At 63.3% G+C, this 26,982-nt stretch carries 25 protein-coding genes; 2 read left to right on the forward strand and 23 right to left on the reverse strand.

Annotated elements, in window-relative coordinates; all coding sequences use genetic code 11:
- Positions 1-81 precede the first annotated feature (81 nt).
- From JHX87_RS17490 to pyrC, 7 genes are all read right to left on the reverse strand, one after another.
- Positions 82-573: a bactofilin family protein gene (locus JHX87_RS17490; RefSeq protein ID WP_271883514.1), complete on the reverse strand. Its 492-nt coding sequence runs from the start codon at positions 571-573 to the stop codon at positions 82-84.
- Complete coding sequence (locus JHX87_RS17495) at positions 563-1,858, reverse strand: M23 family metallopeptidase (protein ID WP_271883513.1); 1,296 nt, start codon at positions 1,856-1,858, stop codon at positions 563-565. Before JHX87_RS17495 ends, JHX87_RS17490 begins: the two co-directional genes overlap by 11 nt.
- A 196-nt stretch (positions 1,859-2,054) precedes the next feature.
- A complete protein-coding gene (locus JHX87_RS17500) occupies positions 2,055-3,452 on the reverse strand; it encodes a helix-turn-helix domain-containing protein (RefSeq protein WP_271883512.1) in 1,398 nt (465 codons plus the stop codon).
- Between the two features lie 156 nt (positions 3,453-3,608).
- On the reverse strand, positions 3,609-4,805 hold the full coding sequence (locus tag JHX87_RS17505; protein WP_271883511.1) for a multidrug effflux MFS transporter: 1,197 nt from the start codon (positions 4,803-4,805) through the stop codon (positions 3,609-3,611).
- A gap of 19 nt (positions 4,806-4,824) precedes the next feature.
- Positions 4,825-6,312, reverse strand: coding sequence for a replicative DNA helicase (locus JHX87_RS17510; protein ID WP_271883510.1), 1,488 nt, complete (start codon positions 6,310-6,312; stop codon positions 4,825-4,827).
- A 120-nt stretch (positions 6,313-6,432) separates the two neighbouring features.
- Positions 6,433-7,104 (reverse strand): orotate phosphoribosyltransferase, encoded by a 672-nt coding sequence (locus JHX87_RS17515; protein WP_271883509.1) that lies wholly within the window; start codon positions 7,102-7,104, stop codon positions 6,433-6,435.
- Positions 7,101-8,144, reverse strand: a complete 1,044-nt coding sequence (gene pyrC, locus JHX87_RS17520; protein ID WP_271883508.1) for a dihydroorotase — start codon at positions 8,142-8,144, stop codon at positions 7,101-7,103. Before pyrC ends, JHX87_RS17515 begins: the two co-directional genes overlap by 4 nt.
- A 239-nt stretch (positions 8,145-8,383) precedes the next feature.
- On the opposite strand from pyrC, the gene JHX87_RS17525 reads away from it, so the two are divergent.
- On the forward strand, positions 8,384-8,611 hold the full coding sequence (locus JHX87_RS17525) for an antibiotic ABC transporter (RefSeq protein WP_271883507.1): 228 nt from the start codon (positions 8,384-8,386) through the stop codon (positions 8,609-8,611).
- Positions 8,612-8,731: 120 nt separating this feature from the next.
- On the opposite strand, the gene gap is transcribed toward JHX87_RS17525, so the two are convergent.
- From gap to purB, 4 genes are all read right to left on the reverse strand, one after another.
- Positions 8,732-9,733, reverse strand: coding sequence for a type I glyceraldehyde-3-phosphate dehydrogenase (gene gap / locus JHX87_RS17530; RefSeq protein WP_271883506.1), 1,002 nt, complete (start codon positions 9,731-9,733; stop codon positions 8,732-8,734).
- A gap of 87 nt (positions 9,734-9,820) precedes the next feature.
- Positions 9,821-9,964, reverse strand: coding sequence for a hypothetical protein (locus tag JHX87_RS17535; protein WP_271883505.1), 144 nt, complete (start codon positions 9,962-9,964; stop codon positions 9,821-9,823).
- 63 nt (positions 9,965-10,027) lie between these two features.
- Positions 10,028-11,044, reverse strand: a complete 1,017-nt coding sequence (locus JHX87_RS17540; protein ID WP_271883504.1) for a FliG C-terminal domain-containing protein — start codon at positions 11,042-11,044, stop codon at positions 10,028-10,030.
- Positions 11,045-11,135: 91 nt separating this feature from the next.
- Positions 11,136-12,449 carry an adenylosuccinate lyase gene (purB, locus tag JHX87_RS17545; protein WP_271883503.1) on the reverse strand — a complete coding sequence of 438 codons (1,314 nt, stop codon included), beginning with the start codon at positions 12,447-12,449 and terminating at the stop codon, positions 11,136-11,138.
- A gap of 145 nt (positions 12,450-12,594) precedes the next feature.
- Between purB and JHX87_RS17550 the strand changes: the two genes are divergently transcribed.
- Complete coding sequence (locus JHX87_RS17550) at positions 12,595-13,326, forward strand: hypothetical protein (protein ID WP_271883502.1); 732 nt, start codon at positions 12,595-12,597, stop codon at positions 13,324-13,326.
- Between the two features lie 22 nt (positions 13,327-13,348).
- Here JHX87_RS17550 and JHX87_RS17555 read toward each other — a convergent pair whose 3' ends face one another.
- The 12 genes from JHX87_RS17555 to thrS form a co-directional block, all read right to left on the reverse strand.
- On the reverse strand, positions 13,349-15,025 hold the full coding sequence (locus JHX87_RS17555) for a peptidoglycan -binding protein (protein WP_271883501.1): 1,677 nt from the start codon (positions 15,023-15,025) through the stop codon (positions 13,349-13,351).
- A 4-nt stretch (positions 15,026-15,029) separates the two neighbouring features.
- Complete coding sequence (locus JHX87_RS17560; protein WP_271883500.1) at positions 15,030-16,373, reverse strand: hypothetical protein; 1,344 nt, start codon at positions 16,371-16,373, stop codon at positions 15,030-15,032.
- Between the two features lie 76 nt (positions 16,374-16,449).
- A complete protein-coding gene (locus JHX87_RS17565) occupies positions 16,450-17,010 on the reverse strand; it encodes a gamma-glutamylcyclotransferase (protein ID WP_334220873.1) in 561 nt (186 codons plus the stop codon).
- Between the two features lie 81 nt (positions 17,011-17,091).
- Positions 17,092-18,021 carry a prephenate/arogenate dehydrogenase family protein gene (locus JHX87_RS17570; RefSeq protein WP_271883499.1) on the reverse strand — a complete coding sequence of 310 codons (930 nt, stop codon included), beginning with the start codon at positions 18,019-18,021 and terminating at the stop codon, positions 17,092-17,094.
- Complete coding sequence (gene hisC / locus JHX87_RS17575) at positions 18,018-19,109, reverse strand: histidinol-phosphate transaminase (RefSeq protein WP_271883498.1); 1,092 nt, start codon at positions 19,107-19,109, stop codon at positions 18,018-18,020. The genes JHX87_RS17570 and hisC overlap by 4 nt, the downstream gene beginning before the upstream one ends.
- Positions 19,110-19,163: 54 nt before the next feature.
- A complete protein-coding gene (locus tag JHX87_RS17580; protein WP_271883497.1) occupies positions 19,164-20,201 on the reverse strand; it encodes an endonuclease/exonuclease/phosphatase family protein in 1,038 nt (345 codons plus the stop codon).
- A gap of 147 nt (positions 20,202-20,348) precedes the next feature.
- Positions 20,349-20,969: a 30S ribosomal protein S4 gene (gene rpsD, locus JHX87_RS17585; RefSeq protein ID WP_271883496.1), complete on the reverse strand. Its 621-nt coding sequence runs from the start codon at positions 20,967-20,969 to the stop codon at positions 20,349-20,351.
- Between the two features lie 128 nt (positions 20,970-21,097).
- Positions 21,098-22,306, reverse strand: a complete 1,209-nt coding sequence (locus JHX87_RS17590) for a multidrug effflux MFS transporter (protein WP_271883495.1) — start codon at positions 22,304-22,306, stop codon at positions 21,098-21,100.
- Between the two features lie 56 nt (positions 22,307-22,362).
- Positions 22,363-22,989: a DsbA family oxidoreductase gene (locus JHX87_RS17595; protein ID WP_271883494.1), complete on the reverse strand. Its 627-nt coding sequence runs from the start codon at positions 22,987-22,989 to the stop codon at positions 22,363-22,365.
- Complete coding sequence (locus tag JHX87_RS17600; protein ID WP_271883493.1) at positions 22,986-24,455, reverse strand: class I adenylate-forming enzyme family protein; 1,470 nt, start codon at positions 24,453-24,455, stop codon at positions 22,986-22,988. Before JHX87_RS17600 ends, JHX87_RS17595 begins: the two co-directional genes overlap by 4 nt.
- Positions 24,456-24,622: 167 nt before the next feature.
- Positions 24,623-24,829 carry a cold-shock protein gene (locus JHX87_RS17605; protein ID WP_271883492.1) on the reverse strand — a complete coding sequence of 69 codons (207 nt, stop codon included), beginning with the start codon at positions 24,827-24,829 and terminating at the stop codon, positions 24,623-24,625.
- Between the two features lie 206 nt (positions 24,830-25,035).
- The gene (gene thrS / locus JHX87_RS17610) at positions 25,036-26,982 is read right to left on the reverse strand and encodes a threonine--tRNA ligase (protein ID WP_271883491.1); all 1,947 of its coding nucleotides are present in this window, start codon (positions 26,980-26,982) and stop codon (positions 25,036-25,038) included.

Below are 26,982 nucleotides of genomic sequence, written 5' to 3' on the forward strand. Positions count from 1 at the left end.
TTGGACAACGCGGTGGGTCGGACAGCAGAAAGCCCGCAACAATGCTGCGGGCCATCAGAATCGGAGGATGTATCAGCCGGATCAGCTGGCGCTTGGCGGGGCCAGCTTCTTGGTGCCGCCATTGGACAGCGGATCTTCCTGACGCTGGACCGAGCCTTCGAAATGGGCGCCCGATTCGATCGCGATGGTCTTGTGGATGATATCGCCTTCGACACGCGCGGTGGCCGACAGGCGCAGCTTCAACCCGCGCACGCGACCGATGACGCGGCCATGGACCACGACGTCATCGCCGACGATCTCACCCTTGATGGTGGCGCTTTCGCCGACCGTCAGCTGATGCGCGCGGACATCGCCTTCGACATTGCCCTCGATCTGGATATCGCCCTGGGTGCGGATATTGCCCGTGACCGTCAGGTCCGATGACAGGACCGAAGGGGCCGTGCGGCTGCGCGGTGCAGAGGGCGCCTCGGGCGTGCGCTCGGCTGCGGTCGGGGCCGGGGTCGATTCGGCAGGTTCCGCAGGTGCGGAACCTTGCTGGGGACGGTTTTCGGTCACTCGAGTCTTAGAAAACATTTTCTGCTGCCTTGATGAAGCTCATCGGATCTACGGCCCGACCGTTCATGCGCACTTCATAATGCAGATGCGGTCCGGTCGAGCGCCCAGTATTGCCAATATCACCAATCAGGTCGCCTTGCGACACCCTTTGTCCCACTTTTACGCGAATACGCGACAGGTGGCCGAAGCGGGTTTCGGTGCCCAATTCGTGCTGGATCTTGATCAGATTGCCATAGGCGCCCTGACGGCTGGCATGGGTCACAACGCCATCGCCCGGGGCATAGACCGGCGTGCCGGTCGGGGCGGCCATGTCCATGCCTTCATGGCGGCGACCCCAGCGACGCCCGAAATTGGAACTGAGACGGAAAGAGTCGCGCACCGGCATGACCATAGGCAGCTTTTCCATCGCAATGCGATAGGTGTTCATCTGGTCCAGCGTGACGATGATCTGGTTCGCCTTCGTCTCGCCCCGCGACAGCGCGGCATCGCCGCGGGTCGAGCGTGACACCGGCGTCAGCGGGCCGCCCTGACCGGAATAACCGCTGCGGATCGTGGCCAGAACATCATCCGGGTCCATGCCGACCGAGCGGAAGACATCATCCAGCGGCTTGACCGAGACCGTGACGGCATTTTCCAGCTGCGTCAGGATTTCATCGTTACGCGCCAGGATCTGGTCGCGCTCGACAGCCATGTCATTGGCGGCACGCTGGGCCTCTTCGGCCTGCTGGACGGCGCTTGCGCGTTCTGACGCGGCCTGACGAAGCTCTCCGGACAGGATGTCCAGCGCGGTCGAGAATTCCTCGTCACGGGCGGCGGAAACGATGGCCTCATTTCCTTCTGCGGCAGTGGCGGCAATGCGCTGTGCGTCGTCGCGTTCGGTGATGGCATCGCGCAGGGTGGACTGGACCACGCCCAGCCCGGTTTCCAATTCGCGCCGACCCTCCTCCGAGGCCAGCAGCCTGGACTGCATCTGCGACACCTGCTCCAGCGCGACGGCAAAGCGGTTCTGCGCGGCGACGGCTTCGGCGGCACGTGCGTCCCGCTCTTCCGACAGCTGGTTCAGCCGCTCTTCGAAGGCCGCCTGCGTGCGCAGCATCTGATCGCGCGAGGTGCCCGAACTGATCGCGTCAATCGCCAGGATCGAGCTTGCCACCAGCGTCCAGCCAAAGACCGCCGCCAGGCCGCTGATCCCGACCATCTGCGTCGTGGGCGTCAGGCGGACAAAGCGCGTGGCGTCTTCTGAGCGCAGGAAAAGTCGTTTCTCGGGCAGGAATCTTTCCAGCGAGGCGTTCAGTCGGCTCATGAGTTTCGGCAAGGCACGTCCCCTGATATTGCGCCCCTTGCTGCGATACCGGGACGATCTGGTTCCATCAGACTGGCGGTAAACAAGACCTGTGCCTTCTTGGCAACAAGCCAGTTGCCTTAGCTTCCTAAGATGGGCGGATACCTGCCCCTTTGGGCGAAAACTCGCCGAATATCGCGGATCTGATCTGTAGGAATCATGAAATTTCATAGGGGAGAGGCCCATTTCGGTCGGATGGGATGCGTAATGGTCGGTCGATTGGCGGCACCGATCGCTGGTGGCAGGCCGGGCGCGGGCAGATTCGGCACGAGATTCCGATCGGCTCGAACATGCTGGGGCGCGACAGGTCCAGACCATCGGCATAGACAAGGTGATCGGCAAATCCGATCTCGCATCCCAGGCCGATGGCAAAGCGGCGAACCGGCGCGTTGAAGGCGCCTGCATGTTTCGACACATCGCGCGACAGCAGCAGATAGCGCACCCCGTCGGGCGTCTCGGCCAGCTGCCTGAGGAAACGTCCGGGCTGCTCGAACGCCTGATGGACGTTCCACAGCGGGCAGGCACCGCCGAAACGCGCGAATTGCAGCCGCGCGGCCGAATGGCGCTTGGTGATGGTCCCGGCCTGATCGACGCGCACGAAAAAGAACGGCACGCCCTTCATGCCCGGCCGCTGCAAGGTCGACAGGCGATGGGCCACCTGTTCCAGAGAGGCGCCAAAGAGATGCGACAGACGCTCCAGATCGTGGCGTTCGGTCTGGGCGGCGGCAATGAAGGGGCGATAGGGCATCAGGGCGGCGCCCGCAAAGTAATTGGCCAGCCCCACACGGGCGATCTCTCGCGCGGTCGGGCTGCGGAAACGGGCCAGATCCAGCGTCGCCTCTAACAGGTCATGCTGCTTTTCCAGCGCCACCAGATGCAGAAGCTGAAAGACCTGCGTGGCGCGTTCGGCGGCGGCATTCACCTGCAGCAGGTTGCCATCGCGGTGAAAGACGGCGGTCGCGGGCAGTTCCACCTCTTTGACGGAAATGCCGCTTTGCCCAAGCGTTTCGATGGCCAGCGCGCGCGGATCCGCGCGCGTGCCGCCCGGGCAGGCAAACCGTTCCGCCGCGCGGTCGACGGCATCAATGTAATTGTCGCAATAGTGGAAGAAATCCCGCACCTCTTCCCAGGGGGTCGAACTGCTGTTCTGGCCAGCCGCGCCGATTGCCTCATCCAGAGCTGCCAGCCGTTCCTGGCTTTGACGGTGCAGCCGGTAGAGGTCCAGAAAAGCCCGCGCCAGAACCGGCGCATTGCTGGCAGCCAGCCGCAGATCGGCCAGCGGCGGGGTGGTGTCAAAGACCGGATCTGCCAGCGCCTCCTGCATGTCGATGACCATCCGCTCGGCATCGCCTGCTGACAGCGTGGTCAGGTCGACGCCGAATTCCTGCGCCAGCCGCAGCAGCACCCCCGCAGAGATGGGGCGGTGATTGTTTTCCATCTGCGACAGATAGGGCAGTGAGATCCCCAGCCGCTCGGCAAAATGGCGCTGTGTCAATCCGCTGCGCGCGCGGGTTTCGCGCAGCGACGTTCCGGCATAGATCTTTTGCGTGGCCATTTTGCTGCCCCATGTATTTTGCAAAATAGCCCATAGCCTTTGCAAATGGCGCAAGGCAAGCTGGCTGACGGGGATGGGCCCCGGAAATCCTGTGCAATCCTGGCTCATGCCAGCAGATTGGCGCGGATTGGTTAAGATCCGGTTTCGCCCGTGATTTTACCGCCTGCGCGCCAGTTGCCGTTCCCGGCGAAACACCCAGAGGATCGCGATCAGGCTGCCCAGGGCCGAGGCGCACATGATCACCAGCAGCGGCGTCGCCCCCGAACCCGGGGTCAGCAATGCGCCGGCAAGGGCCGACAGGATCGCACCGCCCGCCACGGTCAGCGCGCCGCCCAGACCGCTGGCCGTTCCCGCCAGTTCCGGCCGCACATTCATCATCCCGGCATTGGCATTGGGCAGGACCATGCCATTGCCCATCCCCATGAAGACAATTGCCCCGAAGAACGTCCAAGGGCTGATCAACCCGGCCAGATCGCAGACCAGCGAGAAGGCAAGCGCCACCGCGCAGAGGACGGCGCCCAGCAGGATCATCCGGTTGATGCCAATGCTGCGCGCAAACCGGCCGGACAGGAAATTCCCCGTCAGATAGCCGATCGAGGGCGCCATGAAATAATAGCCGACCTCGGCCGGGGTCATTTGAAAAACGTTCAGGCCGACAAAGGGCGCCCCGCCAAGATAGGCGAAAAAGCAGCCCGAGCTGAAGGTTGCCGCGGCGCAATAGCCCCAGAAACGCACGGATCGCGCCAGCATGGGATAATTCGCGATCTGCTGCTGTATCGAAAGGCCGCCATCGCGAACCGTCTCGCCCAGATCCCACCAGGCCAGCAACATCACCAGAAAGGCGATGAAGCCCATGGCCGCGAAATTCGCCTGCCAGCCGAAGCTTTCGTCCAGAAAGCCGCCGATTACCGGCGCGATCATGGGCACCACGGCCATTCCCATGGTCACGTAACCGATCATCGAGGCCGCCTCGGCCCCTTCATATTGATCCCGGATCACCGCGCGCGGCACCAGCAGGCAGACGGCAATGACCGATTGCAGCAGGCGAAAGAACATGAAGCCCGCAATCGTCTGGGCCAGAAGCGTGCCAATGGTTGCCGCGATAAAGATGACCAGCCCGCCCAGAACCACCGGGCGGCGGCCATAGCGGTCGCTGATCGGTCCCGCCACAAGCTGCAGCAGCGCCGTTGCGCCGATATAGGCCGATACGGACAGCTGCATCACCGCGTAATCGACGCCGAAATACCGGGCCATGCCGGGCAGCGAGGGCAGAAAGACATTCATCGACAGCGCCGCGATGCCCGACAGGGCCACAAGCGTCAGGATATGAGGTGCCGATCTGGCCGCTGTCATCGGCGGCCGCCCCTTCGGTTCAGTCCCATTGAGTCTGCCGGTCCTTGGCCAGATTGCCAAAGCGGGTGAACTGCCCCTCGAAAGCCAGTTCGACCGTGCCGATGGGGCCGTGGCGCTGCTTGCCCAGGATCACCTCGGCCTTGCCATGCACCTGCTCCATGATCTGCTGCCATTTCGCCATCGCATCCAGATCGCTGTCCGAGGGTTTTTCGCGTTCCTTGTAATATTCCTCTCGGAACACGAACATCACGATATCGGCGTCCTGTTCGATACTGCCGGATTCCCGCAGATCCGAAAGCTGGGGGCGCTTATCCTCGCGGTTTTCGACCTGACGCGACAGCTGCGACAGCGCGATCACCGGGATGTTCAGCTCTTTGGCGACAGCCTTCAGACCCTGCGTGATCTCACTGACCTCATTGACGCGGCTATCCTTGGCCGAGGCCGCTTTCAGAAGCTGCAGATAGTCCACCATCAGCACATCCAGACCATGTGTCCGCTTCAGCTTGCGGGCGCGGGCGGCAAGCTGGTTGATGGGCAGGGCGGGGGTGTCGTCGATATAAAGCGGGCAGTTCTGCAAGGCATGGGCGGCTTCGACGAAACGGCGGAATTCGGCCTCATCCATATTGCCGCTGCGGATGCGCTCGGACGGCACCTCGGCGGCTTCGGACAGGATCCGGGCGGCAAGCTGTTCGGCCGACATTTCCAGGCTGAAAAAGCCGACAACGCCGCCTTCCACCGTGCCATGGGTGCCATCCGCCTTTTCGCCCATCTTATGCGCCTTGGCGATGTTGAAGGCGATATTCGTGGCCAGCGAGGTTTTCCCCATCGAGGGGCGCCCCGCAAGGATGATCAGGTCGGAATTGTTCAGCCCGCCCATCTTGCCATCCAGATCGATCAGCCCGGTCGAGATCCCCGACAGCTTGCCATCGCGCTGATAGGCGGCATTGGCGGCCTGCACCGCGCCGGTCACGGCTTTCAGAAAGCTCTGGAACCCGCGTTCGGCCACGCCCTGTTCGCCCAGCTTGTACAGGGTCTGCTCGGCGGCCTTGATCTGTTCTTCGGCATCGTCGCCAACCTCATGGGTCGAGGCGCGGGCGGCGATATCCTGACCCAGTTGCATCAGTTCCCGGCGCAGAGCGAATTCGCGGATCATCTGGGCATAGTCGCGCGCCGCATAGGCCGAGATCGCGGCGCTGGCCATGCGGGCCAGATAGGGGGCGCCGCCCAGTTCTTTCAGGCCCTCGTCATTTTCCAGAAAGGCCTTGATCGTGACCGGGCTGGCCAGTGCGTTCTTGCGAATCCGCTCGGCGCAGATGTCATAGATGCGGGCGTGGACGGGATGGTAGAAATGTTCGGGCTTGATGATCTGGCTGACGCGGTCAAAGACGTCGTTATTCGTCAGCAGCGCGCCCAGCAATTGCTGCTCGGCTTCCAGCGAAAAGGGGATCGCGGCCTTTTCCTCATCCGTGCCTTCCTGACCCGGAACGATTACACGCAATCCGCTCATTATCGTCATGTCCCTTGTTGCCTGTCGTGTCAGTCTAGCCCAGAAGCAGGCCGCGCGAAATGCCGCGCGGCCGGATATCGGTGCATCATTCTGTGGATAGCCTGTGGATAACCCACAAGATCAGCTATTGGCCGCCTGCCATGCACGCGGATTGCTGAGGAAGGTCTGAACCTCGTTCAGCGTGCTTTCGTCAAAGGCTTCCTGCCGCCGCGCCTCTTCCAGCACATCCCACCAGGTGCAGAGGAAATGCAGGTTGACGCCATGATCGGCCAGCTTCTGCGTGGTTTCGGGGAAGATGCCGTAATAGAAGATCACCGCCGTATGGGCGCAACTCGCGCCGGTCTCGCGGATCGCATCCACGAAAGACAGCTTGCTGCCGCCATCGGTGGTCAGATCCTCGACCAGTAGCACGCGCTGGCCTTCGGTCATCACGCCCTCGATCCGGGCATTGCGGCCATAGCCCTTGGGCTTCTTGCGCACATAGGTCATCGGCAGGCTCAGCCGTTCGGCCACCATCGCGCCAAAGGGGATACCCGCCGTTTCGCCGCCCGCGACATTGTCGAAGGCATCGAAGCCGACATTGCGTTGGACGGTCGCGGCCAGAAAATCCATCAGCGTCTGACGCACGCGCGGAAAGCTGATGATCCGGCGGCAATCCACATAGGTCGGACCTTTCAGACCCGAGGCATAGGTGAAGGGCGTTTCGGCATTGAAATCAACCGCCTTGATTTCCAGCAGCATCCGCGCCGTCAGCCGGGCAATTTCTTCGCGGGTGGGGTAGGGCAGGCTCATGCGGTCTCCAGATGCCAGTAAAGCGGGAAGCCGGGATCGAAGACGGTCACCGTCTCATCCCCGGCCGTGATCGAGGTCGGATATTCGGCGGGCCTGTCGCGGCGGATCAGGCGAATGCGATCTTCTGCCGGCGGCAGGCCATAGAAGGCGGCGCCATTGAGGCTGGCAAAGGCCTCCAACCGGTCCAGCGCGCCTTCCTGCTCAAAGACATGGGCCAGAATCGACATCGTATTCGGGGCGGTAAAACAGCCTGCGCAGCCGCAGGGTTGCAGCTTGGCGCTGTCGGGATGCGGCGCGCTGTCGGTGCCCAGGAAAAAGCGCGCCTCGCCGCTGGTCGCGGCGTCGCGCAGGGCAAGGCGGTGGTTTTCGCGCTTGGCCACGGGCAGGCAATAATAATGCGGACGGATGCCGCCCGCCAGGATGGCGTTGCGGTTGATGACCAGGTGATGGGTGGTAATCGTCGCGGCCAGATCATCGCCGCCGCTGCGGGCATAGGCCACGCCATCGGCAGTGGTGATGTGCTCCATCACCACCCGCAGACCCGGAACCGCGCGGCGGATCGGATCCAGCACGCGGTCGATGAACACGGCTTCGCGGTCGAAGATATCGACGGCGGGATCGGTCACTTCGCCGTGAACGCAGAGGGTGATCCCGGCCTCTGCCATCGCCTCCAGCACCGGACGGACCTTGTCGATATCGGTGACGCCGCTGGCCGAATTGGTCGTCGCCCCGGCCGGATACAGCTTGACGGCGCGGATGATGCCATCGCGATAGGCCGCGACGACATCCGCCGGATCGGTGGTGTCGGTCAGATAAAGCGTCATCTGCGGCTGCAGCGCGGCACCCGGGGGCAGCGCCGCCATGATCCGGTCGCGATAGGCGGCGGCCTGCGCGCCTGTCACGACGGGGGGAACCAGATTTGGCATGATGATCGCGCGGCCAAAACCGGCGGAATGCGGGGCCACGGCGGCCAGCATGGCGCCATCGCGCAGATGCAGATGCCAGTCGTCCGGGCGGCAAAGGGTGATGCTGTCGGTCATGGTTGCCTCTATACACGGCATGTTGGCGTTTCAAAGCCGTCAGTCAGGGATTCGTCAACCCTGTCGGAAAGTGTGACTTGCGCTAATCAGCGTCGGGCCCCACATTGGCCAAACGATTAATTTATAACATATGCCGTCTGAGGGACGATTCGCTGATGTATCCTGTTGGAAAATACGGCTCGCCGGCCAACCCTGTCCGCCTGTGGGCACAAGTGACCCGGCTTGCAATTGAATCGCAAATGGTGATCGGGCTTCGCGTCGCCGGAATGATGGGGATGATCGCGCAATCCCCGGGTGAGCCCTTTCGCATGGTGGCCGAAAAACAGGCCGCCGCCTCTGAATCGCTTTACGCCATGGCGCTGTCCGCCGGGCGCGGTGACAGCGCCGACCGGATGATCTCGGCCGCGCTGCGCCCCTATGGCAAGCGCACCCGCGCCAATTCCCGCCGCCTGACCAAGCGCCGGTGATCCGACCCCCTTACGGGATCTTGACTTCAATTACCTTGGCGCATCGCCATCCGATGAGGCCAACACATGAAAAAAGCGGCGGGAAAATCCGCCGCTTTTTCAATGCTTAAGGCGATGATCTCAGATCAGCTTGCCCATCGCGACGGCGGTATCCGCCATCCGGTTCGAGAAGCCCCATTCATTGTCATACCAGGTCAGGATGCGGCACAGGCGGCCCTCCATCACCTTGGTCTGATCCAGATGGAAGATAGAGCTGTGCGGGTCGTGGTTGAAATCCGACGAGACCAGCGGCTCATCGGTATAGCCCAGAACGCCCTTCAGCGGACCATCGGCGGCGGCTTTGATGGCGTTGTTGATCTCTTCGACCGAGGTGTCCTTGCCTGCTTCGAAAACCAGATCGACGACAGAGACATTCGGGGTCGGCACGCGGATCGCGACGCCGTCCAGCTTGCCCTTCAGTTCCGGAAGCACCAGACCCACGGCCTTGGCGGCGCCGGTCGAGGTCGGGATCATCGACAGGGCGGCGGCGCGGGCGCGATACAGATCCTTGTGCATCGTGTCCAGCGTCGGCTGATCGCCGGTATAGCTGTGGATCGTGGTCATGAAGCCGCGGTCGATGCCGATCGCGTCGTTCAGCACCTTGGCCACGGGCGACAGGCAGTTGGTGGTGCAGCTTGCGTTCGAGACGACGACATCGTCCTTGGTCAGCTGATCGTCATTCACGCCGAAAACGATGGTCTTGTCGGCATTTTCAGCCGGGGCCGAGATCAGCACGCGCTTGGCGCCGGTCGACAGATGCGGCTGCACCTTTTCCTTCGAGGTGAAGATGCCGGTGCATTCCATGATGACGTCGATATCGCCCCAGGGCAGGTCTGCCGGGTTGCGGATGGCGGTCACCTTGATCGGGCCGCGACCGACATCGATGCTGTCGCCGTCGACCTTCACCTCGGCCGGGAAACGACCGTGAACCGAATCGTAGCGCAGCAGATGCGCATTGGTTTCCACCGGGCCCAGATCGTTGATGGCGACGACCTCAATGTCGTTGCGGCCGGATTCAATGATTGCGCGCAGAACGTTACGACCGATGCGGCCAAAGCCGTTGATGGCAACTTTCACAGCCATGGATCTCTCTCCTGTCCAAATGACGTCGCTTCCCTCTATCGCGTGCGGAAAGGCGATGCAAACGCCGACAAAAGGATGCTGCCGGGATCAGCGCCAGAAACTGACATATTCGATGAAATTATCCAGACCCTTGCCGACCAGAACCGGCAGATCGTCCTGCAGGAAAAGAAAATCGACCGCAAAGATCGTCAGGATCAGCAGAAACAGGCAAATCGCGATGGAATTGGTCATGGCAGGCTCCTGCTGTGCTTATCCTGCGTTGGACCGTTCGGCGCAAGCGTCACGGGGGCGGGATCAGTCTTCTTCCTCGTCAAGCGGCTGGATCAGCGTCAGCTCGCCCGAGTCGGTCATCTTGCGAATCGCGGCGACCACCTCGTTCATCGCATCCTCGATATCGCGTGCGCGCAGCTTGCCCAGTGTATCGCGTTCCTCACGCAGCCCTTCGGCCATGCGCTGCGACAGGTTATCCAGGATGAAATTGGCGGTTTCGATATCTTCGGGCGCGGTGGCGGCCAGGGCGCGGACCAGAACGGCCTGATCGACCTGCCGCGTGACGCGCGGGATATCCTTTGGCTCGATCCGGGTGGGGATATGGGCGAAGATGAAGATCGCCTTGCGCACGCCGCCTGCAAAGCCCTGATCCTGTTCCTCCAATGCGCCCAGAACGTCATCGCGCAGATCGGCGGTCGCGAAATTCAGAAGCGCCCCCACGCGTTCCGCCGCCGGGGTCGAGATCGCCGGTTTCGGAACCGATTCCGCAGCCTGCAGCAGGATCAGGCCGACGCGCTGCAAGGCCTGCTGGCTGACACCCGAGGTCATGGACATGGCCGCCGCAACGGCGCGGGCGCGGTCGCGGGGCAGGGCGACAAAGGCTTCGGATGCGCGTTCGACCGGCAGTTTCGACAGCATCAGTGCCACAAGCTCGACCGCTTCGGAATTGGCCAGTTTTTCGATGGCATCTGCCGGAAGCGCGGAAATGCGCGCCCAAGGGTCGCCATGGCCCGATACCGCAGCCATGCGGCGCAGGTGATCGGCGCTGGCATCGGACAGCTTGCCCCCCAGCATCGCCAGCGTGCCATCCAGATCGCCGGGGAAGGTCAGCCCGACCGCTTCCAGATTGTCGCAGAATTCGGTGATGATGGCGTCGCGGGTCTGGCGGTCGATGATTTCCATGCTGGCCATGGCTTCGGCAACAAGCGTCTGGCTGTTGGTGTTCAGACGCGACAGGCTGGCCGCATCTTCATCATCCAGCAGCAACCGCACGATCACCGCCGCCTTCTGGCGCCGACTAAGCCCGTCTTGTGCCCGCATAACAACCCCCGGATTGACCCTGATTCCTGTCGGCCAATCTGGCAGGTCATGGCTAAGATCCCGTTACCAGGACCTTAGCAAGCCCTTAAGATTACAGAGGATTTGATTCAAATACGCGTTTGAAGATCGTATCCACATGCTTGGTGTGATAGCCCAGATCGAATTTCTCCTCGATCTGATCGGCGGACAGCGCGGCGGTGACTTCGGGATCGGCCAGCAATTCCTCTTTGAAATCCTTGCCCGCTTCCCAGACCTTCATCGCGTTTCGCTGCACCAGGCGATAGGCATCCTCGCGCGAGACGCCGGCCTGCGTCAGTGCCAGCAGGACCCGCTGGCTCATCACCAGACCTTTGAACTTGTTCATGTTCTTCAGCATGGTGTCGGGATAGATCACCAGCTTGTCGATCACGCCCGCCAGACGGTTCAGCGCGAAATCCAGCGTGATGGTCGCATCCGGGGCGATGCCGCGCTCGACCGAGGAATGGCTGATATCACGCTCGTGCCACAGGGCGACATTCTCCATCGCCGGGATCACCGCCATGCGCACCAGCCGCGCAAGGCCGGTCAGGTTTTCGGTCAGTACCGGGTTGCGCTTATGCGGCATCGCGGAAGAGCCCTTCTGGCCGGGGCTGAAGAATTCTTCGGCCTCCAGCACCTCGGTGCGCTGCATGTGGCGGATCTCGATGGCGATGTTTTCCATGCTGCTGGCAATGACGCCCAGCGTGGCAAAGAACATCGCATGGCGGTCGCGCGGAATGACCTGCGTGCTGATCGGTTCCGGGCGCAGACCCATTTTCTGACAGACATAGTCTTCGACATAGGGGTCGATATTGGCGAATGTCCCGACCGCGCCGGAAATCGCGCCGGTGGCGACCTCTTCGCGGGCGGCCTGCAGGCGGGCCTTGCCGCGCGCCATCTCGGCATAGAAGCGGGCGAAGGTCAGGCCCATCGTCGTCGGCTCGGCATGGATGCCATGGCTGCGGCCGATGCGGACCGTGTCCTTGTGTTCGTAAGCGCGGCGCTTCAGCGCCTCAAGCAGCTTGTCCATATCGGCCAGCAGGATATCGGCGGCACGGACAAGCTGGACATTCAGCGTGGTGTCCAGAACATCGCTGCTGGTCATGCCCTGATGGACAAAGCGGGCCTCTTCGCTGCCGATATGTTCGGCCAGATGGGTCAGGAAGGCGATCACGTCATGCTTGGTGACGGCCTCGATTTCATCGATGCGGGCGACGTCGAATTCCACGTCCCGGGCACGCCAGACGGCCTCGGCATTCTCTTTCGGGATCACCCCCAGTTCGGCCTGGGCATCGCAGGCATAGGCCTCGATCTCGTACCAGATGCGGAACTTGGTTTCAGGCGACCAGATCGCGGTCATGTCGGGGCGGGAATAGCGGGGGATCATGGCAGGCTCCTTTCGGTTGAGCGCGGCATAGCGGGCCGATGCCCCGGGGGCAAGTTTTCCGGTGACGCTTGCGCGGAATCGGGAACATTCCGACCGCGATTTCGGTTATATCGCCAAGACATCCGCGGTATTCGGAGACAGCACCATGACCAGCGATCACGACATCTATCAGTTGACAGAGGCCGACCGGGCCAGCCAGACCCGTTTTGGGACGCGGCCCGTCCCGCCGGGGCATATCAGCGACATGGACCATCATTTCCGAAAGCGCGCATCCTCTGACGGCGCTGGCCCCAGGGCCGGGCGTGATGAGCCGTCGCTGGCGGGCAGGATCGTCGTGTGGGGCGGCATCGCGCTTGGTGTGGCTGGCGTGACCGCAGCGGCTGTGATCGCGGCGCGAAAGCTGGGCGATGCGATGAGCGATGATCAACCGGAACGCGGGCGGAGGTCCCGTGATTATCGCCCGCAGCAGAACCATGTCGCCCCGCGCTTTGCCGCGCTGGACGAGGATGAGCGCGAGGCGATGCGCCGCCGCGTGCGCGCCCGTGCCCGCGCGGATGAGGATCAGGACGCACGGCTGCGCGCCTCGGCATCGCGGCGGCGTCGCAAGCCGCGCAAGGATTTCGCCCGCGAGGTGAATGAGACCACCAGCAGCCTGTCATCGGGGCTGGACGGGGTCACGGCATCGCTGACCGGCGCCTTTCAGGGGTTTCGCAGCGTTGCCGGGCAAGCCTCTGGGATCGTGAGGGAATTCTCGGACGCTGCCGATCAGCTTCGTTCGATGCTGCGCGGCTTTCAGGAGAATGCCAGCGGCAAGGAGGCTGAGGAGCGCTATGCCGCATCCAAGGCGCGGGATCAAAGACGAAGCCACCGGCTGTAAACCGGCAAATGCGCGGCGCGCATCACCGCTCGGTCAGTTTCAACTCGATCCGGCGGTTGCGCGCCAGCGCCTCGGGGTCGTTCCCCACATCCACGGGCCGCGTATCGGCAAAGCCGGTCGCGGCGACGCGGTTGGCCGGGAAGCCCAGATCATCGGTCATGTAGCGCACCACCGCCAGCGCCCGGGCCTGGCTGAGTTCCCAATTGTCGCGATACCGACCGGTGCCCGACAGCGGCGTGCTGTCGGTGTGACCGTCAACGCGGATGATCCAGTCGATCTCGGGCGGGATGTCACCGGCAATCTCGTCCAGCAGTTCCGCGATACCTGCGATTTCACGGCGGCCCGCGCTGGACAGCGTGGCTTCGCCCGGGGCGAACAGCACCTCTGACTGAAAGACGAAGCGGTCGCCGACGACCTGAACGCCCTGACGCCCCTGCAGGATCTGCGACAACCGGCCAAAGAATTCCGAACGATAGCGCGCCAAATCGCGCGCCTCTTCCTCGGCTTTCAGGCGGGCCTCTTCTTCCAGCGCCAGACGGCGGTCCTTTTCCTCGGCTGCGCGCAGAAGGGCGGCATTCAGCTGCTGCCCCAGATCCTCGACCCGCAATTCCGCCTGTTCCTGTTCGTCGCCCGCCGCATCCAGCAGCGCCTGCAGGCTGCCCAGCCGCGCGGTCAGCGAGGCGACCTGCTCATTCAGCAAGGCGACACGACGCTGACCCTCATCGGACAGGTTTTCCTGATCAGCCAGGGCCGCTTTCGCCTGTTGCAGCAAAATCGCCTGACGCTGGGCCTCGGACAGGTTTTTCGCCGCCTGATCGCTGGCGTCGTCGCGCGCGGCTTCGGCGGCGGCCAGAAGGGTCAGCGTTTCCTCGGCGCGCTTGCGGCTTTCCTCCAGCGACAGGGTCATGGCGGTCAGTTCGCTATCGGCGCGTTCCAGACGTTCGCGCAGCAGGGCGGCGGCTTCGGCATCGGTCAGCCGCGCGGCCTCGGCTTCGGTCAGTTGCGCTTGCAGATCGGTATTGCGCGCCTCGGTCGCCTCGTTGCGGCTGCGCAGATCGGCGATCAGCGCCTCCATCGCCTCGCGCCGGGCGGCGGCCAGTCGGGCCTGTTCCTGCTGTGCATCGATTTCCTGACGCGCCGCCGCCACGGCCAGTTCCGCGACCGAGGCGCGGTCCTGCTGGGCCGTGACCTGCGCCTGCAGATCCTCGCGTTCCGAGGTCGCCTTGACCAGATCGGCCGCCCGCGCGGCCATCAGCGCCGCGACCTCTGCCTCGAAATCGGTCAGTTGCGAGCGGGCCTGCGACAGATCCTCTTGCGTCGATTGCAACTGGGTGTTCAGGCGGGTGATGCGCGCGGCGCGGTCTCGCGCCTCGGCTTCGGCCTCACGGGCGCGGGCGGCCTCTGCCGCGACGTCGCCCTGCAGATCGGCTTCACGGTCCCGGGACGCGCTTAGCGCCTGACCAAGCGAGGAAATCTGTTGGCCCAGATCCTGCAGGCGCTGTTCCTGCTGCGACAGTTGCTGGCCCTGATCGGCGATGGTGTCATCCTGCGTATCAAGCTGTTCGCGCAGCACCGCCTGGGCGACCATGAAGATGGTCAGCACGAACATCAGCACCATCAGCAGGGTGGTCATGGCATCGACATAGCCGGGCCATATGCTGGATGAGAACCGGTTCCCCGAGCCGCGCGACAGGGCCATGATCTCAGGGCCTCCGCCGCGGTGTCAGAGGGGGATCGGCCAGCAGATCGTCGCGGAACGGATCATTGAAGCGCGCGGCCCGCACGGCCCGCGTCAGCACCAGCAGATCATTGCGCAGTTCGGCCAGCATGTCATCGCGGCCCTTGCCCAGATCGTCGGTCAGCCGATACAGCGCATCCTCGACCCCGGTCAGATCCGGCGTTGCGGATGCGCCCGGTTGCTGCGCCATGTCGATCAGACGGCTTTGCCCCTCGATCAGCTGCTTCAGCGCGACATTCAATGAGGCGATCTGCGCCAATGAGGCCTCTCTTTCGGCCTCGGTGCGTTTGACCATGGCTTCCAGCGCCTCGGCCATGATGACGGTGCGTTCATCCGCCCGGGCGGCGATCTCGTCGCGGGCGGCGTCGCGTTCGGCGTGATAGTCCTGCAGCCGCACCATCTGCCCGGCGACCTGTTCCAGAAAACGGGCCATTGCCGCATGGTCCAGATCAGCACCCGAGTCATCGGCAAGGCTGACGCTGGTAAAGCCGGACATCCACTCTTCCAATTCGCGGTAAAAGCGGTTCTGCCCATGCGTCACGAACAATTCCAGCAGCCCGACGACCAGCGATCCCACAAGGCCCAGCAGGGATGAGGAAAAGGCCGTGGCCATGCCGCCAAGCTGCGATTCCAGCCCGCCGATCAGCTTTTCAAAGACCTGCACGCCGGTTTCGCCATCCTCGGGCACCAGCGCCCGGATGGCCTCGACAATGGCGGGAATGGTGATCGCCAGCCCGTAGAACGTCCCCAGAAGGCCAAGGAAAATCAGCAGATTGGTCAGGTATCGCGTGATATCGCGCAGCTCATCGATGCGCTGCGCCACGGAATCCAGGATCGAGCGCGCCGAACTGGTCGAGATCGTGCCACCCAGCGGGCCACGCGCACCCAGCAGTGCGGCCAGCGGTGCCAGCAGACGCGGCGCGGCGGCGCGGTCAGGCTCGGAGGCAGAGGGCACGCCGCGTGCCACCGCATTCTGGCGATGGGCGGCGAAATGTTCGATCCAGCTGACGGACCGGACAAGCTGCGCCACCTGCCAGAAACAGGTCAGCACGCCTGCCGCGAAAACCGCGACAATCACCCCGTTCAGCCAGCGGTTCGCCATGAAGATCGGCAGGATGCGGCTATAGGCCACGAACACGCCGGCCAGAACCACCGCCAGCAGCGTCAGCATCAGCACGATCTGCCGGACGGGTTGCGAGAAATGGGGCCGGGACAGCGGAACGGCGGCGCGTTCCGCCGTGATCTGTCTGGTTTTGGCGGTGACGGACGGGCGCGAACCCGGGTCCTGATTGCTGGTTGGATCGCTCACCTGCTTCGGTCCCTCTGCCGTCAAGCTGTTCATGGCAGGATAGGCGGCGGCGGTTCACTTGCCAAGTGACGGAAAGTTAGCCAGAGTTTTTCGGCTGAATCGGTTTCAGCAGGCGGCTGACCTCGTCCGACAACTGGTTCATCGCAAGATCGGCCAGCCCGATTTCGCGCAGATGCTGGGCGGTGTTGAACAGGTAGTCGGCATTCGGCCCGCGCCTGCCCTGTGCCGTGGCGATGATGCGCGCCTGTTCGCTGAGGCTAAGCCCGCAGGCATAATGATCGTGATCCTTGCGCATGGTATAGGTCAGCGCCTCGACCTGCCGCCCGTCCTCCAGATCCAGCGTCACGATGGTCTCGATATAGGCATCGGTCGACATTTCGCGGGCGTGCAGATAGGCCATCACCTCGTCATGCTCGGCCCCGGGGATCCGCATGGCCATACCGTCGCAGGCGCTGCCGCTGTTCCTGTCCAGCCCCAGAACCAGACCGGGCGCGGCTTCAGTGCCGCGAAACTGGGTCGAGCGCAGGCAGAAGCTGCGGGCATAGCCTTCCAGCCGGGCCTTGACGGTCTCGGCGGGCTTGAAGCCGGGATCCCACATCAGCGAACCGTAACCAAAGACCCAATGAACCATGTGCATGATGAAAAATCCCTTTCCGTGCGTAAATTACGGCAGGATCGCCCGGGATGAAAGACCCGGGCCTTCGGCGTGAATGCCGGTTCAGCGATCTGCGTCCTTGTCCGAACTGCGCCCGAAATCGGGGGCGTCGGTATCCTGTCCCGCCTCGATAATGCCGCGACGGATGGCGCGGGTTCGGGTGAAATAATCGTGCAATTGCTGCCCGTCGCCCATCCGGATGGCGCGTTGCAGCACGAAAAGCTCTTCGGTGAAACGACCCAGAATATCCAGCGTCGCCTCTTTGTTATGCAGGAACACGTCGCGCCACATGGTCGGGTCGCTGGCCGCGATCCGGGTGAAGTCGCGAAAGCCCGCGGCTGAATACTGGATCACCTCGTCATCGGTGACACGGCGCAGGTGATCGGCCACGCCCACCATGGTATAGGCGATCAGATGCGGGGCATGGCTGGTCACCGCCAGCACCAGATCGTGATGCTGCGGATCCATCTGATCGGTTTTCGCGCCCATCGCCTGCAACAGATCGGTCAGGCGCTGCACGGCGGCGGGATCGGTTTCGGGCAGGGGCGTCAGCAGCCACCAGCGATTGCGAAACAGCGTGGCAAAGCCGGATCTTGGCCCCGAATGTTCCGTGCCTGCAAGCGGATGCCCGGGAATGAAATGAACGCCATCAGGGATGTGCGGCGCGACCGCGTCGATGACGGATTGCTTGACCGAGCCGACATCGGTGACCGTTGCACCCGGCGCCAGATGCGGTGCGATCTGCGCGGCGACCTGATCCATCGCGCCAACCGGCACTGCCAGCACCACAAGATCGGCCCCCTCGACGGCCTGCGTCACATCGTCATAGACCTGATCACACAGCCCGATCTCGCGCGCGGTCTCTCGCGTTTCGGCGCTGCGGGCATATCCGACAATCTCACCGGCCAGACCCTTCTGACGCATGGCATGGGCCATGGATCCGGCGATCAGGCCCAGCCCGATCAGGGCGACGCGATTGTAAAGGGCGGTCATGCCGGTCTCCGGCTTTGCATGAAGCGGCCCAGGCAGTCCAGAACGCGGCAGGTGCCATCTTCGTCGCCAACCGTGATCCGCAGCGCGGCGGGAAAGCCATAGCCGGTGACGCGGCGCACCAGAATGCCATCCTCGCGCAGGGCGGCATCTGCGGCGGCGGCCTCATCGGCATCGGCAAAGCGGGCCAGCACGAAATTCGCATGGCTTTCGTCGCAGGCAATGCCCATCTGGATCAGCGACTGCCGCATCCGGTCGCGCATCTGCGCGTTCAGCCTGGCGCAGTTTTCGGTAAAGCTGCGGTCGCGAATGGCGGCCGAGGCCGCTGCGATCTGGGCGTTGGACAGATTGAAGGGCTGACGCAGCCGGTTCAGAAAGTCGATGATCTGGCGCTGCGCATAGCCCCATCCGATCCGCAGCCCGCCCAGCCCGTGGATCTTTGAGAAAGTGCGCGTCATCACGACATTGGGAAAGCGGTCGACCAGGGATCTGCCGCCGTCAAAGCCCTCGGCATATTCGGTATAGGCCCCGTCATGGACCAGGATGACATGATCGGGCAGGCCACCGATCAGCCGCAGCAACTCGCCCCCGGACAGCATCGTGCCGGTGGGATTGGCCGGATTCGCGATAAAGACGATCCGCGTGCGATCCGTCACCGCCGCAAGGATCGCATCCACATCGATGCGGCGATCCTGTTCGGCCACGGTCACGGGCACCGCACCGACCATATGCGCAAGGATCGGATACATCGAAAAGCCGTGTTCGGTGGTGATCACCTCATCGCCCGCGCCGGCAAAGGCATGGGTGACGAATTGCAGAACCTCGTCCGATCCCACGCCGCAGATGATCCGGTCGGCATCCAGATCATGCACCTCGGCAATGGCCTGACGCAGCTCGGCATGGTCGGTCGAGGGATAGCGATGCAGGTTTCCCGCAGCCTGGGCAAATGCCGCCGAGGCCTTCGGACTGCAGCCCAGCGGATTTTCGTTCGAGGACAGTTTCAGCACCTGGTCGTGCCCGGCCAGCTTGCTTTCGCCGCTGACATACAGGTCGATTTCCATGATGCCGGGCTTCGGGGTGATCCGTGTCATGCGCCATTCCTTTGTTGGCGCAGGTTTATTCCGCCCGCCCGGGCATGGAAAGGGTCAAACGATGCCCTGCTGCGCGGGCTTCCACCGGAAGCGTGCCAAAATCGCACCATGATCGTTGGTGCCGCTGTCCTTGTGATCGTCCCAGTTCAGATGATCGTTCAGCACCAGCATATCGTCAAAGCGCCATAAGCGGCGCCGCGAATTGTCATAAAACTGTTCGCTGACAAGGATGTGGTCCAGGCTTTCGCGATCCTGCTGATAGACATGGGTGTAATAGACATCGCGGGTGGATCGGTATTCCTGCAGCACCTGCGCGGTATAAAACGCGTTATCCCCGCCGCCCGTGGCCAGTGTGGTCAGATAGCGCGGCTGCTCGGTCAGGATATTCAGCGTGTTCGAAGCCTTGCCGTCATTCATGTCGCCGATCAGCACGACGGGGGTATTGCTGCGCTTCATGATCTTGGTGGCCATGATGCGCAGGGCCGTCGCCTCGGCCGTGCGGCGGATCGTGGACAGGGCATAGCCCATGGCGGTGCGGTGATCGGAATGGCTGGCGGCGCTGTACCAGGCACGCTCGGTCCAGATGCGGGTGGGGCGGCGGGATTTGAAATGACAGATAAAGGCGTCGATCACCGGGGTGCGCGGGTCGGGCTGGACCTGCAGATGCAAAACCGGACGAGAGAAACTGTCCAGCGAGACACTGATATCCGCCTGCTGCGGATCGTCGCCAGAGGAACGCAGCTCCAGCTCGGGCGGGAAATTGACGATCCATTCCGGGCTGCCCACCAGCATCTCGCGCCGCACGGCCGCAGCGCAGGTGATCGAGGTTCCGGCATGGCCGGGCGGTGTCAGCATCACATGGCTGTCGGCCATGCCCGCCGCGTCCAGCGCCTGCTGCAACGCCTCGGGCGCCCAAAGTTCCTGAAATCCGAAGAGGTCGGCATCCAGCCGTGACAGCAGCGCCGCCGTAAAGCCGATCTTGCGGTCATAGACCTCGGGCGGCCAGCCGTCGCGGTCGGTATAGACCGGGCGACCGGGCAATTGCAGGTTCAGCAGGTTGATCGAACTGAACGAGATGTCGCGTGCGGCCATGGCGGGATCCCCCTGGCATCTGTCAGGCGCTTTTGTCCAGTTTAATCCGGCGACGGCCTTCTGTCGATCTTCGGCGACAGCCACAGGGTCAGGCAAAAGAAAAAGGCCGCCCACGCGGGACGGCCTTGGCATTCGATGCGGCGAAGATCAGTTCTTCGCGTAGAATTCGACGACCAGGTTCGGTTCCATGATGACCGGGTAGGGCACGTCGCTCAGCGTGGGCGTGCGCACGAAGGTCGCGGTCATCTTGTTGTGGTCGACGTCCAGGTAATCCGGCACGTCACGCTCGGGCAGGGCGACGGCTTCCAGCACGATGGCCAGCTGACGCGAACGCTCGCGGATCGAGATGACGTCGCCTTCCTTGACGCGGTAAGAGGCGATGTTGACGCGCTTGCCGTTCACCTCGACATGGCCGTGGTTCACGAACTGACGTGCGGCAAAGATGGTCGGAACGAATTTGGCGCGATAGACGACGGCGTCCAGACGGCGCTCCAGCAGGCCGATAAGGTTTTCACCGGTATCGCCCTTGACGCGCTCGGCCTCGGCATAGATGCGGCGGAACTGCTTTTCGGTCAGATCGCCGTAATAGCCCTTCAGCTTCTGCTTGGCGCGCAGCTGGGTGCCAAAGTCGGACAGCTTGCCCTTGCGGCGCTGGCCGTGCTGACCCGGGCCATATTCGCGGCGGTTGACCGGCGATTTGGCGCGGCCCCAGATGTTTTCGCCCATGCGGCGGTCGATTTTATACTTGGCAGACGTGCGTTTGGTCACGGCTGATCTCCTTCTTGAATTGTCGAAGGGCGTTGTCCTCTGGCTTGCGCCTGACAGGGATCCCCTTGCGGGGGCCACCAACACCAATGAAGTGCGCGCTTATAGACGGGCTGGTCGGGCTGTCAAGCCTAATCGCGCAGATAGCGCATCAGGAACCAGGCCAGCCCGGAACAGATCAGCGTCGCCGCGATGACCGGATAGGCGGTGCCGTCATAAAGCAGACCCGTGGGCACCGCGATCAGCATCGCCAGCACGGTCGAGGTCGCCGACACGATCGACGCCGCCATGCCCGCATTGCGGCCCATATTCTGCAGCGCCAGCGCGTTCAGGTTGCCAAAGGTCACGCCGGCCATGAAGAACACGCTGACCGCCCAGAGGAAGAAGGACGGGAATTTCAGCGCCTCGGGCATCAGCCCGCCCAGCATCGCGATCAGCAGGGCCGCCGAGACGCAGGTCTGCATGATATAGGCCCATTTCGCGATCCGCCGCATGCCAAAGCGCATGACGAATTTCGCATTCAGCAGCGTGCCCGTGCCCGACAGGATCGCCATCAGCGCGAACCACAGCGGGAACTGATCGCCCTTTCCATAGGCCTCGCCGAAAAGTTGCTGGGCCGAGGACAGCAGGGCAAACATCTGGCCATAGCCCAGCGTCAGGATCAGCGTGCACAGCACAAGCTGACGGTCGCTGATCACGACCCGCGCGGCACTGAGCAGCGGGCGCAGGCGCAGCGGCGTGCGGCGGTCCGGCAGCAGCGTTTCACCCTGACGCAGGTTCAGCCAGGTCGTGCCGATAATGGCGAACAGCACGAAGGCCAGAAACACGCCATGCCAGCCGGCAAGGGCGATCAGGCCTGACCCGATCAGCGGGGCCAGCGCGGGCACGATGATAAAGACCATCATCACGAAGCTGGTGATCCGCGCCATCTCTCGTCCGGCATAAAGATCGCGGACCAGCGCCAACGAGACGATGCGCGGCGCCGCCGCACCCAGACCCTGCACGAAACGCGCCACCAGCAGGAATTCCAGCGACTCGGCGAAATAGGTCGAAAGCGCGGCCATACCGTAGATTGCGAAACCGATGGTGATCGTGGGCTTTCGCCCGATGGCATCGGAAATCGGACCGGCAAACAGGGTGCCCACGCCCAGCCCGGCCACGAAAGCGGTCAGCACCAGCTGCGCCCGGTTGATATTGTCGGGGCTTAATTGCGCGGCGATATCGGGCAAGGCGGGCAGCATGGCGTCGATGGAAAAGGCGACGGATGCCGACAGAAAGGCCAGCAGGGCAATGAATTCAGGAAGGGGCAGCCGTCGCTGCGCGGCCGGGCTTGCGGTCATGGGAATACCTTTGATGATCGCGCAGCGATAGGCCGGACTTGCGCGATGTGCAAGTCTTAGCCCGGCTGCGCGCCGCCAAGCTCATCGATGACGCCCTGCCACAGGCTGGCGGGCTGCGCCCCGCTGACCACATGCTGATCGGCCACGATAAAGGTCGGCACCGAATTGATGCCGCGTTCGCGTGCATGCATTTCGCGGTTCAGCACCTCGTCGCGATCCGCATCGCTGTCCAGCAATTTGCGGATCACGGCGCCGTCCATCCCGGCACCTTCGGCGATTTTGACCAGTTCGTCTGTATCGCTGATATCGCGGGCCTCGTACCAATGCGCGCGCAAAAGGCCCGACATGACGCGGCTTTGTGCGCCCTCCAGCCCGGCCCAGTGCATCAGGCGGTGGGCGTCGGTGGTGTCGGGCTGTCTGGGCGATGGGTTCAGCTCCAGCCCAAGTGCTGCGGCGCGTTGGGCCACGGCGCGGGCGGCGTCTTCGGCCCGGGGGCCGAACTTCGCCTTCAGATAGGCCGCGCGGTCCATGCCCTCGGGCGGCATCTGCGGGTTCAGGCGAAAGGGATGCCAGGCGATCTCGAACGGGTGATCGGGGCGGCTTTCCAGCGCGCGGTCCAGTTCGACCTTGCCAATCAGGCACCAGGGGCAAACCGGGTCCGCGATGATGTCCAGACGGGTCATGAGGTCTCCTTGAGCGAATGGCTGTCACGCAGGGCGCGGCGGTTGATCTTGCCCGTCGCAGTGCGCGGCAGCGCGTCCAGATGGATATAGCTGCGCGGCTGCTTATAGCGCGCGATGCGGTCCTGGGCGAGGCCGCGCAGCTCGTCTTCCGCGGCGGCGCCGGTCCAGAAGGCGGCGATGATCGAGGTTCCCGGCCCGACCGCGATTTCCGTGACCGCGACATCGCCTGCACCGGGCAATGTGGCCAGAACCTCTTCCACCTCGGCCGGGGCGACGCGGAAGCCGCCTGCATTCATGATATCGTCCGCCCGGCCCAGCAGGGTGATGGCCCCCGCAGGATCGGACATCGCCTGATCGCCGGTCAGAAACCAGTCGCCCAGCATGCGCGCGGCGGTGTCCTGCGGTTGGTCCAGATAGCCCAGAAACAGCCCCGGATCGTCGCGGCGCACCGCCAGCGCGCCGGGCTGTCCGGCGGGGCAGGGCTGGCCATCCTGATCCAGAATCGCGACATGGCGTCCGGGCTGCGGAAATCCCGCCGTGCCGGGGGGCGCCGGGCGATCCGGGTTGCCCGACAGAAAGGTCGAGATTTCCGACGCGCCCATGGCCTCGTGCAGATCGGTGCCGGTGCGGGCCTGCCAATCGGCGCGCAGGCCGGGATCCAGACGCTCGCCCGCCGCCAGCCCGTGCCGCAGCGACGCGATGGGCCGCCAATCCGCCCGCAGCAGCCTGCGAAAGATGCCCGGCGCGCCGGCCAGAATCGTGGCCCCGTGACGCGCGGCCAGCAGGGGCAGTTGTTCGATCTGGGTGCCATCGGCGGGAATCAACGCCGTCGCGCCCAGCGTCCAGGGATCCATCAGCCCGGTGCCCAGAGTGAAGGTCCAGTTGAAGGCCCCGGCATGCATCATCCGGTCATCCGGGTGCAGCCCGTACCAGCCCTGAAACATCATCCGCCGCGCCAGGATCGCGCGATGCGCATGCATGACCGCGCGGGGCTGCCCGGAACTGCCTGAGGTATAGATGATATAGGCCAGCCGGTCGGGATCGCCCTGCGCAAAATCGGCGGGGGGAAGGGCAAAGAAATCGGCCAGCTGCGATTCCATCAGCACGGGGGCCGCATGATCGGGCAGGGCGATTCCCTGTCCGGCGACGATCATCGCGGGCTGTGTCTGATCCGCCAATTTGGTGATTTCAGCGCCCGTCAGCATGGCAGAGGTGGGAATCGGGACGATTCCCGCCGTGATCGCAGCCAGATAGGCAATCGGAAAGGCGGGTGTATTGCCCAGCCGCATCAGCAGCCGGTCGCCCGGTTGCAACCCCGCCTGCAGCAGCCCCGTCGCCGTCCCGCGCACCGCGCCGGTCAGGCGGGCAAAAGACCAACGGTCGGCCCGCGCGGCGCTGATCACCGAAAGGGCAAGCTTGTCCGGCTGCGACTGGCCCGCCCGCAGCACATGTTCAGCCAGATTCATCACGGTCCCCTGAAGCGAATGGCCGGGCCATATTCCAGAAGCTGCGGCTCTTGTGCAACCGCAAGGCTTCGCGCATCGGGCGGGTTTTCAAGAATTACGGTGCAAATATCTGGCAAGAAATAAAAAACGGCCCGCGAGGGGGCCGTTTATAAGGGTCTGAAACAGGGTCAGAGCAGTTTCAGATCGCTGGCCGAGGCGCGGCCATCGCGGCCCGACTGCAGCTCATATTCAATTTTTTGATTATCGTTCAGGCCTGTCAGTCCGGCGCGCTCGACCGCTGAGATATGCACAAAAACGTCTTTACCACCTTCGTCGGGCGCAATGAAGCCATAGCCTTTGGTGGCGTTGAACCATTTTACCGTTCCGGTCGCCATAACCGTTCTCTCCTTCAAATCCTCCCGACGCAGGATTGCGTCAGGCCGTGCAGCCCGCTTTCGGAAATCCGGCTGCCCACAAGAGGGAGGCGGTAGAAAGTCATTCGCTCACGCATCAAGGAGCATGAACGAATCATTCCGAAACGCAAGCGTGAAACGCCCCAAAATTTTTGGGGGGCGTAACAGCTTGGTAACATCGGCATCTTTCAGCGCAGATCGGGTGGCGTGGCCTCGGCCGTCAGGGAAGAGATCGCCTCATCCAGGGTCATGCTCCGGCTTCCCTGCTGGTCAAGTCGGCGGATCGAGACGGTCCGCTCCTCGACCTCCTTCATGCCGATGGCCAGAATGGCGGGCACCTTGGTCAACGAATGTTCACGAACCTTGTAGTTGATCTTTTCGTTGCGGATATCGGCTTCGGCGCGGATCCCGGCCTTTCGCAGCGACTCGACCACCTCAAGCACATAGGGGTCGGCATCCGAGACGATAGAGGCAACGACGACCTGACGCGGGGCCAGCCAGAAGGGCAGCTTGCCGGCATAGTTTTCGATCAACATGCCGATGAAACGCTCGAAGCTGCCCAGCACGGCCCGGTGCAGCATGATCGGGCGATGCTTGGCGCCGTCTTCGCCGATATAGCTGGCATCCAGCCGCTCGGGCAGGTTGGGATCGACCTGCAATGTGCCGCATTGCCAATCGCGACCAATCGCATCGGTCAGCACGAATTCCAGCTTCGGCCCATAGAACGCGCCTTCGCCTTCGAAGATTTCATAGTCATGCCCGGCTGCGGTGACGGCACTGGCCAAGGCGGCCTCTGCGTGGTCCCAGCTTTCTTCGCTGCCAATACGCTTTTCGGGGCGCGTGGACAGTTTGATGCGCCAGTTGTCAAAGCCCAGATCGGCATAGACGCGCGACAGGAATTCGATGAAGCGGCGCGATTCCGTCTCGATCTGCGCCTCGGTGCAGAAGATATGCGCATCGTCCTGGGTAAAGCCGCGTACCCGCATGATGCCATGCAGCGCGCCCGAGGGTTCATAGCGGTTGCAGGACCCGAATTCGGCCAGACGCAAGGGCAGATCGCGATAGGATTTCAGACCGCTGTTGAAGACCTGCACATGGCAGGGGCAGTTCATCGGCTTCAGCGCGTTGACGGTCTTTTCGCGGGCATGTTCCTCATCCACTTCGACGATGAACATATGCTCTTGATAGTTCTGCCAATGGCCGGATTCTTCCCACAGCTTGCGGCTGACGACCTGCGGGGTGTTGATCTCGTCATAGCCGCCCGCGCGCTGCCTGCGGCGCATGTAATCCTGCAACGTGGTGTAGATGCTCCAGCCATTCGGATGCCAGAAGACCTGTCCCGGCGCCTCTTCCTGCATGTGAAACAAGTCCATCTCTCGGCCCAGCTTGCGGTGGTCGCGCTTGGCGGCCTCTTCCAGCATGTGCAGATGCGCCTTGAGGTCGTCCTTGTTGCGGAAGGCCACGCCATAGATGCGCTGCAGCATCGGCCGGGTATTGTCGCCCAGCCAATAGGCGCCGGCCACATGGGTCAGCTTGAAGGCATCGGCGGGCAGTTGCCCGGTCATCTGCAGATGCGGGCCGCGGCACAGATCCTGCCAGTCGCCATGCCAATACATGCGCACATCCTCGCCTTCGGGAATGCGGTCGATCAGCTCCAGCTTGAAGGGCTCATTCGCGGCCTTGTAATGGGCGATGGCGCGGTTGCGGTCCCAGATCTCGGTGCGGATCGGGTCGCGTGCGGCGATGATCTGCTTCATCTTCGCCTCGATGGCGCCCAGATCCTCGGGGGTGAAGGGCTCGGCCCGGTCGAAATCATAGAACCAGCCCTTGTCGCGGACGGGGCCGATGGTGACCTTCACATCCGGCCATAACTCCTGAACCGCCCGCGCCATGACATGCGCGAAATCGTGGCGGATCAGTTCCAGCGCCTGATCGTCGTCCTTCATCGTGTGAATGGCGATCTGACCGCTGCTGCGGATCGGCCATTGCAGGTCGATATGCTGCCCGTCGAGGCTGGCAGAGATCGCGCGCTTGGCAAGGCTGGGGGCGATACTTTCGGCGACCTCGGCGGCGGTGACGCCTGCGGGATAATCGCGCGAATTGCCATCGGGAAAGGTCAAAGAGATCTGGGACAT

Origin of the sequence: Paracoccus fistulariae, assembly GCF_028553785.1 — a bacterium.
GTDB classification, from domain to species: Bacteria; Pseudomonadota; Alphaproteobacteria; order Rhodobacterales; family Rhodobacteraceae; genus Paracoccus; species Paracoccus fistulariae.